The organism is Thalassovita mediterranea (assembly GCF_001458435.1).
GTDB classification, from domain to species: domain Bacteria; phylum Pseudomonadota; class Alphaproteobacteria; order Rhodobacterales; family Rhodobacteraceae; genus Thalassobius; species Thalassobius mediterraneus.
On record NZ_CYSF01000005.1, the window covers coordinates 162,896 to 177,668 of the forward strand.

The window sequence follows — 14,773 nt, forward strand, 5'->3', positions numbered from 1 at the left end:
CACCCAAATATGCACAATCGTGCACACGCCATTATAGGAGATACACCCATGGCTATGAAAATTCGTCTCGCCCGCGGCGGTTCCAAAAAGCGCCCCTTCTACCGCGTTGTTGCAGCAGACTCGCGCATGCCGCGTGACGGCCGCTTCATCGAAAAGCTGGGCACCTACAACCCGCTGCTGCCCAAAGACAGCGAAGAGCGCGTAAAACTGAACATGGAACGCGTTCAGTACTGGCTGGACCAAGGCGCACAGCCGTCCGACCGTGTATCGCGTTTCCTGGAAGCGGCTGGTGTTCTGGCGAAGAAAACCCGCAACAACCCTGAAAAAGCTGTTCCCGGCAAGAAAGCTCAAGAGCGCGCTGAAGAAAAAGCCGCCAAAGCAGCTGAAGCGGCAGAAGCCGCTGCAGAAGCAGCAGCCGAAGAGTAAGAACAGAGGGCGCTGGGATGCACACCTTCCCGGAATCATTCCAGCGCGATCTGGACGATCTGCTGCGGTGGCGACGCGATGTGCGCCACTTCCGCAGCGATCCTGTGGACGAGGCACTGCTACAGCAGTGCCTCGACGCATTTCTGGTCGCTCCTTCGGTGGGGCTGTCAGAACCCTGGCGGATCATTCGGGTGGAAAGCGATGCTGCCCGCGCCGCCGCTTTAGCGAATTATCAGACCGCCAATGCCGAGGCATTGACCGGCTACAGCGACGACAAAGCCGCGCTTTATGCGCAGCTGAAACTGTCGGGCATGCAAGAAGCGCCAGTGCAACTGGCCGTTTACTGTGATGAAAGCACCGAAAAAGGTGCAGGCCTTGGCGCAGGCACCATGCCGGAAATGCGCCGCTATTCTGTTGTGTCTGCGATCAACCTGTTCTGGCTGGCCGCCCGCGCCCGTGGCATCGGGGTGGGCTGGGTATCTGTTCTGGATCCAGACCAGTTGAACCGTGACCTTGACGTACCCGCAGGTTGGCTCTTGGTGGGCTACCTCTGCGTCGGCTACCCCGAGGATGTGAACGACACCCCCGAGTTGGAGCGCAAAGGCTGGGAAGACCGCCGCAACGCCCTGCCGATTGAGCGCCGCTAACGCGCTGTGCTCATTCAGCTTCTCCACATCGAATTGCCCCCACGCCTCAGAGGCGCTATCACTGTTTCAACTGGCGTAGCGAAGGTTTCACTACCATGAGCGAGAATGAAGATCTGATCTGTGTAGGCTCCATCGCTGGGGCCTTTGGCGTACGTGGTGAGGTGCGGCTGAAAAGCTATACCGCCGATCCTGCCGCGATCGAGGATTACAATCCCCTGACGACCGAGGACGGCAGCCGTTCCTTTGACGTTGGCGTGTTGCGGGTGATCAAGAACGGCCTGTCGGTGCGTCTGTCGGATGTCAGCACCAAGGAAGAGGCCGACGCGCTGCGCGGGCTGAAACTCTTCGTGCCGCGTGACCGCCTGCCGTCGCTGCCGGATGATGAATTTTACCACACCGACCTGATGGGGCTGGACGTGTTTGACACCGGCGGCACCAAACTCGGCGTGGTGAAGGCGGTGCAGAACCACGGCGCAGGTGATCTGTTGGAAATCCACGGGCCAGGTCTGAAAACCACCGTGCTACTGCCCTTCACCCTCGCGGCGGTGCCGACGGTGGATCTGGGCGCAGGTCGCATCATTGCCGATCCGCCGGACGGGCTGTTTCCAGAATAATCGACAGGGATTAGGGGCAAGATGGCGATGCGGCGCATTCTGGTTCATGCAGGATTTTACAAAACCGGCACCACCAGCCTGCAGGCACAGCTGGCCCGTCTAGCCGACGCTCTGGAACCCTATTTCCATTTTTACGGCCCCGGTGCGCTGCAGCGCAGTGGCGCCTTGGCCCGTGAATTCGCTCGCTCGCAGACAGATGAATCACGGCGCGCCTTTCGCCGCAGCTTCAAACGCTTTGCCGAGGCACTTCCTGACACCGGTAATATCGTCATCAGCCGTGAAAATTTCGCCGGTATCATGCCCGGCCATCGCGGCGTGGATGGCGAAGTCCTGACCGGCATCAACCCCGCCGCACGGATGTTGGCGCGCGACATCCGCGCCGGACTGGAACGGCGGTTTGGCGATCAGATGGATCTGCACTTCCTCTATTCTGTACGGGACCGTACGGACTGGCTGAAATCGGTGCATGGGCATCAACTGCGTTCTACCGGACTGCGCGATGACCTTGTGCGGTTCTCTGAACTGTTCCCGAATAATTTCGACCTGCGCAAAGATGCGGACAAGGTCGCGCAGGCCTTGGCACCGACACCTGTCCACATCCGCGCGCTAGAAGATTACCGCGCCCATCCCCAGGGCCCAGCTGCGATGGTTCTGGACCTAATGGACGTCCCACAAGAGGTGATCGATACCTTGCCACCCGCCGAGCGCCAGAATGCAGGTCAGGACGCCGCCCTCAGGGCGGAATTCCTACGTCTCAACCGGCTGGGCATGGACCGCACCGCATTGCACGCCGCCAAACATGCGCTGTTGCCGCCGGACCCAAGCACGGGGTAAGAGCAGCCCATGACTGATACGCCCGAACCAAAACCAAAATCCCACGGCCGTCTGGCTGTGCGCCCCACCTTCAAACCGCGCGAGTTGATTGAAACCAATCCGCGACTGGCAGGCGTGTGGACCGCGCGGATCATCACGCTGTTTCCTGATGCCTTCCCCGGTGTTCTGGGCGCAAGCCTGACGGGCAAGGCGCTGCGCGATGGCAAATGGCAGTTAGAAACCACCAACCTGCGCGATTTTGGCGTCGGCAAACACCGCAACGTGGATGACACCCCCGCCGGTGGCGGCGCGGGTATGGTGCTGCGTCCTGATGTGCTGGGCAACGCGATTGATCAGACCATGCAGGGCGCGCGGGGCCGTTGGCCACTGGTCTACCTGTCGCCGCGCGGGCGCCGGTTTGATCAGGCAATGGCGCGTCACTGGGCGGGCTGTGACGGTGTGACCCTGCTGTGCGGACGGTTTGAAGGCGTCGATCAACGCGTGCTGGATCACTACCAGATCCAAGAGGTGTCACTGGGCGATTTTGTCCTAACGGGTGGCGAGATTGCCGCGCAGGCCATGCTGGATGCCACCGTGCGCCTGCTGCCGGATGTCCTCGGCAATGCCGAAAGTATCGAGGATGAAAGCCATTCCAACGGCCTGCTGGAGCACCCCCAATACACCCGCCCCGCCGCGTGGAACGACCGCACAATCCCTGATGTGCTGATGTCCGGCCACCACGGCAAAGTGGCCGAGTGGCGCCAAGAGATGAGCGAAGAGATCACCAAACAGCGCCGCCCAGATATGTGGGAACGCTATGACGCCCAGCAGGAGCCCAAGAAGCCCCGCAAATAGGGTCTAACACAGGTCTTTTTTCACCTTTCTTGCGCTTCTTGCGCCGCGACCTTGCACCAAAGCGCCGGAAGGCTCAGCTATTGGGGAACGCAAAGCGAGATAAGGGGTTCACATGCCACAGCACGGTCATTTCATCTGGGCAGATCTGTCCAGCTATCGCCCCGATGTGACACGCCCCTTTTACACAGCCACATTTGGCTGGCAGTTTTCAGAGGCAGGCGGCTACGCCACCGCGACCTGTGACCACGCATCTGTGGCCGGCCTCTACCAGATGCCGAAGACGTTCATCGACATGGGCATGCCTAGTTTCTGGATGTCTTATATTCAGGTGGATGATGTCGCCACCACGGTAGATCTGGCACGCGCAAACGGGGCAAAGGTAGAGCTGGGGCCAGATACCTTCCAGAACGGTGGTCAGTTTGCATTGATCCGCGACCCGCTGGGGGCGGGGTTCACCGTTTATCAGGGACCGAACATGTCTGACGTGGGCGCCGCCTCCGGCACACGGAAATCACATGCACTGTTCGTGTCGGACGCCGCACAGGTGATGGAGTTCTATGAAACACTATTCGGCTGGCAATTCCGCCCCCTTTCGGATGACAGCTGGCAGATCGAGGGCAGCGGCAGCGCAAAGGCGCACCTTTACCAAGTGCCCGACGCTGCTATTCGCGGCAAAGAGCAATATTGGGCCGTTATGTTCAACGCCGATGCAGAAACAAGCATCCGCGCCGAAGCTGCGGGCGGGCAAGTGATCGCTGATATGGACCTGCACGACGGCGCGACACAAGTGATCGCCGATCCAGACGGCGGGCGGTTCTTTGTACAGGTCACATCAGACATCGCACCGAAGGTCACTGCCAAACCACCTATCAAATGGAAGGCATGGGTCGGCCTCGCCCTCATCGCACTGTCAGTCGCAACGGGGTGGGCGTGGATATCGGCCCTGTTCTTTGCCATCTGGGCCGGGCTTGGCCTGCGCGATCATGCCACCTACCTGTTGGAACCTATCAGCCGCGCAGAGGCCCCCGTGCTTTACTGGCTGACCCTTGCGACCTACGCAGCGCTTGTGCCGTTGATCTTGATCTGGGGCTAGGCGCACCCGAAACTGTTGATTGCGCACGGATTTTACCGCACTCTGCGATCATATTTATCCGCAACCCAAAGGGTGCGGCAGACATAGGAGACAGTGACATGGCCGGAAAATTCGAACTTTATCAGGACAAAGCAGGCGAATATCGCTTCCGCCTCAAGGCAGGCAACGGCGAAAACATCCTGGCCTCCGAAGGGTACAAACAGAAAGCCAGCTGCGAAAACGGTATCGCGTCAGTGCAGAAGAACGCCGCAGATGACGACCGCTATGAACGCAAGGAAACCAGCGCGGGCAAGTTCATGTTCAACCTCAAGGCCACAAACGGTCAGGTGATCGGCACCTCGCAAAGCTACACCAGCGCCTCTGGCCGCGACAACGGGATCGAGTCGGTGAAGAAAAACGCACCGGACGCCGAAGTGGTCGAAGTCTAAGGACGTATAAAAATAAGCACGCCAGAGAGGGTGTCTGGCGTGCTTTGCTGCGGGGGGCAATCGGAAGGAAAACCACACGACAGCTTTTGAATAACGGTGATGCCCCTTGGGACGACAGGGCCTGCAGACGCACAACGCTTCTTGCCAGCCCGCCCTCAGAACAAATTAATATGTAGTGCAATTTCTTACGCGGCAGCTTTTATCGGGCGGTTCCCCACTCGCACAACCTATCGAAACCGATACCCAGCGCCGATACCCTCCACCCTCAGGGCGTTATCTGCTTGGTGCGGATCGCTTCGACCAAGGCTTGCTCGCGGGTTTTGGCGCCAAGTTTCTTACGCGCCGCCGTCACATGCGACCGCACTGTTACCTCTGCGATCCCAAGGCGATAGGCAATCTCATCGTTGCGACATCCAACCGCCAATAGCGCAAGCACATCCCGTTCCCGCGTAGACAAAGCCGGCTGCCCAGCACCACCTGACAGCGCCGGGTCCACATATACGGCAGTATCGACAAATGACGCGATCAAACCGGCAACCTGCGCCAGCTCGTGCGCGGTATGGGCTCGGTGAAAGTCGTGTTCGCGCAGATCCCCTGCAAACACCACCAGCCGCGTTTGCGCAGTATCCTTGTCACCATAGGTCTGCGCCAACAGCTGGTCATAACCATAGCGCTCCAGCCCCGCGCATAAGGCACGGGACTTTGCCCCAGCGTGAGCACCAGCCAGAATTTGTTCACGGCTCAACGATCGACATTGCATACCGCGGCCTACGCTCATGCCCATGATCAACGGATCGACTGACACGAACCCCTCGCTGACGTATTCCTCCAGCCACTGCGCCGACATCGAACTGCGCGCAGACTGAATGGTACGATCTGCATCGGAAACACTGGCAATGTTCAGCGCCGAGCATCCCAGCTCCTGCGCCAGTGCCTGCGCCACATTCCACCGCTCCTCGCCACTCGTCGCTCCGAGGAAACGCTCAACAGCTGACAGAACCAGCGCACTCATCTACAGCCTCACTATGTCCCTTAGAGGCGCCTGCCCCTGACGATCACGCGATCTAGCAGAGTTCGCAGCCCCCCGTAAACAGGAGCAGAAAACACGCCCCGCAAACACGCCCCAGTCGCCTTATTTTCCTGCGTATTTTCTATGCTTTCCCCGCGCAAAACGCTTGATCCCTGCCCCACCTGCCCCTATACACCGCCCGTCTGCGGTCGGAATCGGCTTGCGGACCTGTTTGTTATGCTCCTGAGGGCTTCTTCGGCCTCACTCTGGACCTGACTGCAGAAAATAAGAAAACGATCCTATCTCTGGCGGGCGCTGCGGCGGACCCGGTCGAAGACCAAGAGCTCTCGGGACGGCATTCACCTTTGCGGAACAACCGCAAGCATCAAAGGAGATGGTCAATGGACCTGATCGCACAGCTGGAGGCGGAGCAAATCGCCGCCCTGGGAAAAGACATTCCCGATTTCAAAGCCGGTGACACCATCCGTGTCGGCTTCAAAGTGACCGAAGGCACCCGTAGCCGTATTCAGAACTACGAAGGCGTTTGCATCAGCCGTAAAAACGGCGCAGGCATTGCCGGTTCGTTCACTGTTCGCAAGATTTCGTTCGGTGAAGGTGTGGAACGTGTGTTCCCGCTGCACTCGACCAACATCGACTCGATCACCGTTGTACGTCGTGGCCGCGTTCGTCGCGCCAAACTGTACTACCTGCGTGCCCGTCGCGGTAAATCCGCACGTATCGCCGAAGTTACCAACTACAAAGCCCCCAAGGCTAAAGCGTAAGGACTGGTTCGATGAAAGCAGATACCCACCCCGATTACCACTTCATCGACGTAAAGATGACCGACGGCACCATCATCAAGATGCGTTCGACCTGGGGCGCCGAAGGCGACACCCTGGCGCTGGACATCGACCCCACCGTACACCCGGCATGGACCGGTGGCGGTGCCCGCCTGCTGGACGCCGGCGGCCGCGTGTCGAAATTCAAAAACAAATACGCTGGTCTGGGCTTCTAAGCCAAACCATCGATTTGATACGGAAAACCCCGCCATTGTGCGGGGTTTTTTGTTGCCTGCACATCGGCTGACATTTGCCTGCACATGCTCACGTTATGGTCACGCGAAGATGAGCCGCGACAGGCAAAGCGTTACCACACGTTAACCATTTCGCCGTTACAGTCCCCCTCACACATCTGGAGAGGACTGTAATGAAAACGATTTTTGGCGGCCTTGTGGCCCTGACCCTTTCGACCACTGCTGCACTGGCTGGCAACTGGACACTGGACAACGACGCATCGCGTCTGGCGTTTGGATCGATCAAAAGCAACTTCATCGGCGAAGTGCACCATTTCGGCAAACTGTCAGGCAGCGTTGATGAGGCAGGCAATGCCAAGGTCGCGATCGACCTGTCATCGGTGGAAACCAACATCGACATCCGCAACAGCCGCATGATCGAACATGTGTTCAAAGCGGCAGGCAGCGCCGATCTGACCAGCACGCTGGACCTGACCACGATTGAGGCTCTGCCCGTCGGCGGCACCACCGTGGTAGAGACCGAGGCAACGCTGGACTTGATCGGCACCGAGGTCGAGATGGACGTATCCCTGTTCGTCGCCCGTCTGGCCGAAGACAAAGTTCTGGTCACCAGCAACGACTTCCTCTTCCTCGATACTGATGAGGCGGGCATTGATCCGGCCATCGACATCCTGAAAGAACTGGCCAGCCTTGAAAGCATCACCCGCGTAGCGCCTGTATCTCTACGCTTTGTCTTTACCAAAGAATAACGCTTTCGGCGCTAACGACGGTGAGGGGCGCGAAAAACACCGCGCCCCCTTCCATATCCTGACAACAGATGTCATTCAGTCTGTCCAAGAAGCTAACAAGGCTTTGCAAATGGCGCGCGCCCTCATACGCTGGGACAAAACCGCCAAATAAGGGCAGATAAGGGACAGATCGCAATGGCACACATCATTGTTGTCGGCAACGAAAAGGGCGGTGCGGGCAAATCCACCGTATCTATGCATATCGCAACCGCATTGGCCCGCATGGGCAAACGGGTTGGGGTGCTGGATCTGGACCTGCGCCAGAAAAGCTTTGGCCGCTACGTGGAAAACCGCCGCGCCTTTATGGCTCAGGCCGGTTTGGACCTGCCAACGCCAAATTACCACGAACTGCCCGAAATTGATCAGTCAGAGCTGAAGCCGGGCGAAAACCCCTATGACCACCGCCTATCTGCGGCCATCGCATCGCTGGAGCCGGATCATGACTTCATCATGATCGACTGCCCCGGATCGCACACCCGCCTCAGCCAAGTGGCGCATTCGCTGGCCGATACCCTGATCACCCCCCTGAACGACAGCTTTGTTGATTTTGACCTGCTGGCCAAAATCGATGGTGAGGGCAAAAAGATCCAAGGCCCGTCGGTCTATTCTGAAATGGTCTGGAACGCGCGCCAGTTGCGTGCACAGGCCGGTTTGAAACCGATCGACTGGATCGTGCTGCGCAACCGCTTGGGCGCGCAGAACATGGTGAACAAGGAAAAGATGGGCAAGGCGCTGGATATGCTATCCAAGCGCATCGGCTTCCGCGTGGCACCGGGGTTCAATGAACGGGTCATCTTCCGCGAATTGTTCCCGCGTGGCCTGACCCTGTTGGACCTGAAAGACATCGGGATTTCCAGCCTCAACATCTCGAACGTGGCTGCACGGCAGGAACTGCGGGATCTGATCAAGGCGGTCGATCTGCCCGGCGTTGAACCCGATTTCTGATCGCGCCTGACGGGCGCTCCGCTGCGGTCAGGGGAGGGGCTGCACATGACGCAACACAACATCCAGAACCGCGTTGTCCTACTGGGCACCAAGGGCGGGCCGGCGATCCGGCCCGGCACGGGTATGCCCACGTCGACGCTGGTACAAATGGACGGGCTGACCGTTCTGGTCGATGCCGGACTGGGCGCGGCGCGTGGGGTCTGTGACGCAGGCGTGGCGCTAGAGGCACTGGATGCCATCATCATCACCCACCTGCATTCCGATCACTATCTGGAACTGGGCCCGCTGTTGCACACAGCATGGACCGCTGGCCTGAAACGCCCCATCAAAGTGATCGGGCCAGAGGGGCTGGCGGACTACTGGCGCCACTTCCTTGCCGCGATGCAGTTTGACGTTGACCTGCGCCTGCGCGACGAAGGCCGCCCCGATCTAGCTGCGCTGGCGGATATCAGTGTTCTGGAAGAGGGCGCACAGCCCCTTGGCCCGCTGACCCTACACGCCCTGCGCAACGAACACCCGCCGATCCACGACAGCTACGCCCTACGGTTTGACGGCGCGGATCACCGCGTTGTTCTATCCGGTGACACCGCACCGATTGAGGCGATGGTGCCCTTTGCCCAAGGCGCCGACCTCTTGGTGCATGAGGCAATGCTCAGCGCCGGCATTGACGCGCTCTGCGCCCGTGTGGGCAATGGCGATGACCGGCTGCGGCATCATCTGGAACGGTCGCACGCGCCTGCCGATCAGGTCGGCGCGATTGCCACACAGGCAGCGGTGAAGCACCTGGCGCTAAACCATCTGGTGCCGGTCGATGATCCCAACTTTACCGAGGCTCATTGGGTTGCAGAGGTACGCCGCACATGGGACGGCCCGCTGCATGTGGGCCACGACGGGTTGGAAATTCTACTGCCCGCCTCTGACACCTGAAAGGACGATAATCATGCCCGCGCCGATCAACACCTTTAAACAGCGGCTGAAAAACGGCGAACGTGTCATCGGCTGCTGGGCCGGTTTCGCCGATCCCTACCCGACTGAGGTACTGGCAACCGCTGGTTTCGACTGGCTGGTGATTGACGGCGAACATGCCCCCAATGACCTGCGCACCATCATGGCGCAGCTGCAAGTGTTGGAGGGCAAGCATTCCGAAGGGGTCGTGCGCCTGCCCATCGGGGCCGACTGGATGATCAAACAGGTGCTGGACGTGGGTGCGCAAACGCTGCTGATCCCGATGGTCGACAGCGCCGAACAGGCCCGCGAATTGGTGCGCGCCTGCCGCTACCCGCCCGCAGGCATCCGTGGCTCCGGCGCCGCGCTGGCGCGTGCATCGCAATTTGCGGCAATCCCTGACTACACCCAAACCGCCAACGATCAGATCTGCCTGCTGGTTCAGGTCGAAAGCGCGGCGGGGCTGGCGGCGCTGGACGATATTCTGGCTGTTGAGGGCGTCGATGGCGTCTTTATCGGGCCATCAGATCTGGCCGCCGACATGGGCCATCTAGGCAATAGCGACCACCCCGAGGTACGCGCCGCGATCAAGGATGGGTTGGCGCGTATTGCCGCGTCAGACAAAGCAGCGGGCATTCTGGCGGTCAGCGATGGATCAGCCGAAACCTACCGCGACTGGGGCGCACAGTTTCTGGCGGTTGGTGTTGATGTCCTGCTACTGGCCAAGGCCGCGCGCGGTTTGATGGATGAATGGCGGGACTGATTATTTGCCGATCATAGAAAAAGGCGCGTTGCTGTTCACCAGCGGTCTAGCGCCTTTTCATCCTCATCCTTAGCGGCAACCCAATCGGCACCGTCTTTCGTCACTTCCTTCTTCCAGAAGGGTGCGCGGGATTTCAGGTAATCCATCAGAAATTCAGCCGCTTCAAACGCATGCGCGCGGTGGCGTGATGCGGTGGCGACCATCATGATCCGGTCCTGCGGACGCAGAACACCATAGCGGTGAATGATCAGCACATCGCCCAAATCCCAACGCGCCAGCGCCTCTTCGGCAATCTGGGTCAGCGCGCGTTCGGTCATGCCGGGGTAATGTTCCATTTCCATCCGGTCCATGCCTGCGCCGGGCAGATCGCGAGTAATACCGGTGAAGGTGACAACAGCGCCCATATTGACCTGACGGTCGGTGAAGGTTTCAACTTCGTGGCCCAGATCAAAGGGGGCTTCTTGAACGCGGATCTCCATCGCGCGCCTCAGCCGCCTGTCATCGGTGGGAAGAACGCAACCTCGCGCACGCCATCCAAAGAGGCGTCAAAATCGCTAAGGTCCTGATCCAGTGCAACGCGCAGCGCTGAGAGGTCGGCAAAGGCAGCTTCATACCGCTCTTCGCGCGCTTTCAACTCTTCGACCAGCTCAGCCACGGTTGTCGCCTTGGTGTCCACCGTTTCGCGCGGGATGCCGATACGTTCCCGAACCCAGGCGAAATAGAGTACGTCCATTTTAGTTGTCCTTCAGATAAGGGCGCGCCTTATTGAAGTAATCAACACCGGTGATGAAGGTCAATGCCGCGGCAACCCACAGCAAGATCAGACCTACGTTACCAGCCCAGGCCATGCCGGTCAGTTTCCAGCCAAGGCCGAATTCATCTGGCAATTCCCCTGCCAGAATTTGCGCAACAATCTGGTCATCCATACCCAGAATACTGATGCCGAAATAATGTTCAAACACCCCCTGCCCAAACAGCAGCGCAATCGCCACCATCTGAGCGGTGGTTTTCCATTTGGCCAGTTTAGTGACCTTCAATGTACCAGCAGTATCACCCAGGAATTCACGCAGACCGGATACAAACACCTCGCGGAAGAGGATCACAGTTGCAGGCAGAACCAACCAAGGCGACATCGAGGAATACCCAACAATGACCATCAGTGCGATCACCACCATTGCCTTGTCCGCGATCGGATCCAGCATCGCGCCCATCTTGCTTTCCTGATTCCAGGACCGCGCCAGATATCCATCAACCCAGTCGGTCAAAGCCGCCAAAGTGAACAACATCAGGGCAAACCAGTCCGCATAGGGACGGGTGAAGTAGAGGAACATCACGGCGACACCGGGCGCCGCCAAGAGGCGCGCAACGGTCAGGATATTTGGGATCGTCCAGGTCATGCCCTTCAATAGCCTGCTTAATCACGCGGGGGAAGCGGCGCATTCACACAATCAGTCGATTTGCCGCCCCCACCTAGGCCGCAACAGGCCAGAACTTTTGGTAAATTCAGCCCCAGATCAGGCACCCGTCGGGGTACGGTCCCCAGCATTTCCATCTGGAAGCCAGCGCGCCAACGTTTGTTCCAGCGTGTCAATTTTCAATGGTTTGGTCAGATATTCTGAAATGCCTGCGGCCAGTGAACGCTCGGCCTCTTGTGGCAGGGCCGAGGCGGAAATCGCTAGGATTGGGATTGCGCCTTGGCCCGCCTCATCTTCTTCGGCGCGGATGCGGCGGGTCATATCCAGCCCGTCCATTACCGGCATCTGGCAATCGGTCAGCACTGCATCGAACCCGCCAGCGCGCCACTTCTCCAAACCCTCTGCGCCGTTCATCGCGGTGTCGTAGTGATAGCCCAGCCGGTCCAGCTGCCGTGTCAGCACCTGTATGTTTAGGGGATTGTCCTCAATCACCAGAACCCGCGCGATGTCATGGCTTTGAGCCTGATAGGCGTCATCATCCTCGCCCAGTTCGGGAATTGTCTGTTTGGCTTGCGTGGGCGCCATTGCCACGGCTGGCAGCGCCGCATCCTCAACACCGGAATTCGGCGCATCTGCACCTGGCAAAGCGCGGATTGCTGTCCCGTGTCCGTTGTCGCTCACAACATTAGCAGCGGTTTCAGCCCGGCCGGTCAACAATGATATGCCGCGCAAAATATCGCTGTGGTGCATCGGATAGCGGTAGGACATATAAAGATGGGGTTCCAATAGCCCCTTGGGATTGCCGCGGGTCGGGTCCAAAACAACAACCCCAACCGATCTATCACAGCCGCGCAACGCAAGCAGAGCGTCGTCATTGTCAGACTGCTGATCCAATCCCAACACGATGACCATCTGATCGCTGCAATCGCGCATACGTGCCAACAGCTCATCACGTTCAGCAGCGATGTGAACCGTCGCGCCGCGACGTTCGAAACTGGCCGCGGTCCGATGGGCAAAATACGCATTATCCAGATGCAGCAACAGCGACACGCCATCCAGATCAGCGAGGTTGGCGTTCTGGCTACAGATCTGCAGCGGGATTGCCGCGGTAAATTCCGACCCTTCGCCGGGTGAGCTGATCACATCCAGGCGTCCGTTCATCAGCTCTACCAGGTTGCGGGTAATCACCAACCCCAGACCAGTGCCACCGTATTTGCGTGTGGTGGATTCTTCGCCCTGATTGAACGGTTGGAAAATACGGTTAATCACCTCATCGCTCATGCCGATACCGGTATCGACAACGCGAAACCGCAACTCTTCGCTGCGTTCGTCGATACTGACCCACAACTGAACCCTACCCGGCTGGTCTTCGGTGCCTTTGGAAAACTTGATCGCGTTACTCAAAAGGTTCAGCAAAACCTGACGCAGCCGTAGGGAGTCACCTTTGATGCAATCGGGCACATCAGGTTCAACATAAACCTGAAACAACACGTTCGCCTTGCGCGCGGCGATCGCCAACGTTTCGGCCGTCCGTTCAACGGAATGCAGCAGGTTGAAGCTTTCGTTTTCCAGCTCCATCTTTCCAGCGTCGATTTTGGCCGCATCTAAAATGTCATCGATAATCTGCAGCAGGAAGAAGGCTGAGTCGTTGATGCTCTCGACCATCTGCGATTGGTCGTCCGTCATTGGGGATTTACGCAGCAATTCGATCAAACCCACGATCCCGTTCATGGGCGTGCGGATTTCGTGACTCATGTTCGCCAAAAATGCGGATTTCGCCTGGCTCGCTGTTTCTGCCTCAACCCGACGGTTGGCCTGTATCTGTTCAGCGCGCATGAAAACCAACAACACAGCACAGATCAACAACGCAGCCAGCAGTGACACCGTCGCCACCCGCGCCAACATCGCGCCACGGTATTCAGACGTGCTGATCAGGTTCAATTGTTGATGAAAGCGCCGATTTTCAGACTGCTCATATGCCATCGTCGCGCGATCGACATCGCCCAACAAACCGTCCAAACGGGCCAGTTGGGCAGCCGTTGGCGATAGCTCTGCAGTTTCGAAGATCGTGACGATCTGCACCAGCGGATCTTCTAGATCCTGAATATTGTAGCGTTCCCGCGCCAGCGGTGCCGAGGTAAAACCAATTGCCGCGCGGATCAGGCGTTTGGCCCCTTGCAGCCCGACAATGTCCTGATTGTCCACCGCTTGATCGTAAAAACGCAGGCCGCGGTGCGTCAGCTGGGACACCTTAAAAGAAAATCGCGCGGCATCGACCGCGCGCACAGTGGATTGGGCGTTATCACGCGCCTGTTGTTCGCCACGCAAAGCAAAGCCGAACAAGGCTGCGACGACGACGGTGCCCAGCAAAACCAAAATCACTAGGCGAATAGGAGAAAGTCCGATCAGTCGTTGAACGTAATTTCTGTGATCATCCAAATCCATTTAGGGGTCAGTTCCTGGTGCAATTCGTCGTTGGGGTCGTAATCGTCGACAATCACCCGCATTGGGCCTCTCGTTTCAAATTCAAGAACTTTGCCATTTTCACGGGTAGCCAGCAAAATTTTGCTTCGCTCCCATTCAGCGCGGTCAAATGTAACTTGATAATAATCGATAGCGGTGAACCTGATTGATGCCACTGTGTCCGCGCCGTACGCCGCAACAAAGTCGTCCAGCCAGACACCCGAGAAGGAGCGCTTGCTTGCATCAGATGGGGAACTCGCCGAGATCGTGGTTAGCCCGATGGCCTCGATCTCTTCGATTGTGATGGTCTGAACGTCGGTCGCCAGCGCGCCTGAGACACGGATCTGATCTTGGGATGATGCCCAAACAGAAACCGTAGTCACGCCTAAAACCGCTACTGAGTATGCCAACCGTTTCAGGTAATTCATACCCAAAGCCCACCTCCAAAACTGGCGGAAACACTGTTCCGATCTATCATCACAGCGACAAAAGATCACAGTCCGCTGCGGACACTATTCGCTTCATTAGGTAAAAAT

19 protein-coding genes are annotated in these 14,773 nt (G+C 58.4%); 13 read left to right on the forward strand and 6 right to left on the reverse strand.

What is annotated here, in order from left to right; all coding sequences use genetic code 11:
• The first annotated feature begins 48 nt into the window (after nt 1-48).
• The 7 genes from rpsP (at nt 49) to TM5383_RS03820 (ending at nt 4,876) form a co-directional block, all read left to right on the forward strand.
• Entirely contained in the window at nt 49-426 is a 378-nt protein-coding gene (gene rpsP, locus TM5383_RS03790; RefSeq protein WP_058317720.1) for a 30S ribosomal protein S16, read from the forward strand.
• Nucleotides 427-443: 17 nt separating this feature from the next.
• Nucleotides 444-1,073, forward strand: coding sequence for a 5,6-dimethylbenzimidazole synthase (bluB, locus tag TM5383_RS03795; protein ID WP_058317721.1), 630 nt, complete (start codon nt 444-446; stop codon nt 1,071-1,073).
• A gap of 95 nt (nt 1,074-1,168) precedes the next feature.
• Nucleotides 1,169-1,687, forward strand: a complete 519-nt coding sequence (gene rimM / locus TM5383_RS03800) for a ribosome maturation factor RimM (protein WP_058317722.1) — start codon at nt 1,169-1,171, stop codon at nt 1,685-1,687.
• Nucleotides 1,688-1,714: 27 nt separating this feature from the next.
• Nucleotides 1,715-2,521, forward strand: a complete 807-nt coding sequence (locus TM5383_RS03805; protein ID WP_143570309.1) for a hypothetical protein — start codon at nt 1,715-1,717, stop codon at nt 2,519-2,521.
• Nucleotides 2,522-2,530: 9 nt separating this feature from the next.
• On the forward strand, nt 2,531-3,355 hold the full coding sequence (gene trmD, locus TM5383_RS03810) for a tRNA (guanosine(37)-N1)-methyltransferase TrmD (protein ID WP_058317724.1): 825 nt from the start codon (nt 2,531-2,533) through the stop codon (nt 3,353-3,355).
• 112 nt (nt 3,356-3,467) lie between these two features.
• Nucleotides 3,468-4,448 (forward strand): VOC family protein, encoded by a 981-nt coding sequence (locus TM5383_RS03815; RefSeq protein ID WP_058317725.1) that lies wholly within the window; start codon nt 3,468-3,470, stop codon nt 4,446-4,448.
• A gap of 98 nt (nt 4,449-4,546) precedes the next feature.
• Nucleotides 4,547-4,876, forward strand: a complete 330-nt coding sequence (locus TM5383_RS03820; RefSeq protein WP_058317726.1) for a YegP family protein — start codon at nt 4,547-4,549, stop codon at nt 4,874-4,876.
• Nucleotides 4,877-5,141: 265 nt separating this feature from the next.
• Here the strand turns inward: TM5383_RS03820 and TM5383_RS03825 are convergent, their stop codons facing one another.
• On the reverse strand, nt 5,142-5,888 hold the full coding sequence (locus TM5383_RS03825; protein ID WP_058317727.1) for a response regulator transcription factor: 747 nt from the start codon (nt 5,886-5,888) through the stop codon (nt 5,142-5,144).
• Between the two features lie 398 nt (nt 5,889-6,286).
• On the opposite strand from TM5383_RS03825, the gene rplS reads away from it, so the two are divergent.
• From rplS to TM5383_RS03855, 6 genes are all read left to right on the forward strand, one after another.
• Nucleotides 6,287-6,667 carry a 50S ribosomal protein L19 gene (rplS, locus tag TM5383_RS03830; RefSeq protein ID WP_058317728.1) on the forward strand — a complete coding sequence of 127 codons (381 nt, stop codon included), beginning with the start codon at nt 6,287-6,289 and terminating at the stop codon, nt 6,665-6,667.
• Between the two features lie 11 nt (nt 6,668-6,678).
• Nucleotides 6,679-6,900: a 50S ribosomal protein L31 gene (rpmE, locus tag TM5383_RS03835; protein WP_058317729.1), complete on the forward strand. Its 222-nt coding sequence runs from the start codon at nt 6,679-6,681 to the stop codon at nt 6,898-6,900.
• A gap of 191 nt (nt 6,901-7,091) precedes the next feature.
• The gene (locus TM5383_RS03840; RefSeq protein WP_058317730.1) at nt 7,092-7,667 is read left to right on the forward strand and encodes a YceI family protein; all 576 of its coding nucleotides are present in this window, start codon (nt 7,092-7,094) and stop codon (nt 7,665-7,667) included.
• A gap of 174 nt (nt 7,668-7,841) precedes the next feature.
• Nucleotides 7,842-8,651: a division plane positioning ATPase MipZ gene (locus TM5383_RS03845; RefSeq protein ID WP_058317731.1), complete on the forward strand. Its 810-nt coding sequence runs from the start codon at nt 7,842-7,844 to the stop codon at nt 8,649-8,651.
• Nucleotides 8,652-8,696: 45 nt separating this feature from the next.
• Complete coding sequence (locus tag TM5383_RS03850; protein WP_058317732.1) at nt 8,697-9,578, forward strand: MBL fold metallo-hydrolase; 882 nt, start codon at nt 8,697-8,699, stop codon at nt 9,576-9,578.
• 13 nt (nt 9,579-9,591) lie between these two features.
• Entirely contained in the window at nt 9,592-10,359 is a 768-nt protein-coding gene (locus tag TM5383_RS03855) for an aldolase/citrate lyase family protein (protein ID WP_058317733.1), read from the forward strand.
• 35 nt (nt 10,360-10,394) lie between these two features.
• On the opposite strand, the gene TM5383_RS03860 is transcribed toward TM5383_RS03855, so the two are convergent.
• The 5 genes from TM5383_RS03860 to TM5383_RS03880 form a co-directional block, all read right to left on the reverse strand.
• On the reverse strand, nt 10,395-10,838 hold the full coding sequence (locus tag TM5383_RS03860; protein ID WP_058317734.1) for a molybdenum cofactor biosynthesis protein MoaE: 444 nt from the start codon (nt 10,836-10,838) through the stop codon (nt 10,395-10,397).
• A gap of 8 nt (nt 10,839-10,846) precedes the next feature.
• Complete coding sequence (moaD, locus tag TM5383_RS03865; protein WP_058317735.1) at nt 10,847-11,092, reverse strand: molybdopterin converting factor subunit 1; 246 nt, start codon at nt 11,090-11,092, stop codon at nt 10,847-10,849.
• 1 nt (nt 11,093) lies between these two features.
• Nucleotides 11,094-11,756, reverse strand: coding sequence for a CDP-diacylglycerol--glycerol-3-phosphate 3-phosphatidyltransferase (gene pgsA / locus TM5383_RS03870; RefSeq protein ID WP_058317736.1), 663 nt, complete (start codon nt 11,754-11,756; stop codon nt 11,094-11,096).
• 117 nt (nt 11,757-11,873) lie between these two features.
• The gene (locus TM5383_RS03875; protein WP_058317737.1) at nt 11,874-14,156 is read right to left on the reverse strand and encodes an ATP-binding protein; all 2,283 of its coding nucleotides are present in this window, start codon (nt 14,154-14,156) and stop codon (nt 11,874-11,876) included.
• A 23-nt stretch (nt 14,157-14,179) separates the two neighbouring features.
• Entirely contained in the window at nt 14,180-14,665 is a 486-nt protein-coding gene (locus tag TM5383_RS03880) for a molybdopterin-dependent oxidoreductase (protein WP_058317738.1), read from the reverse strand.
• Nucleotides 14,666-14,773: the final 108 nt, after the last annotated feature.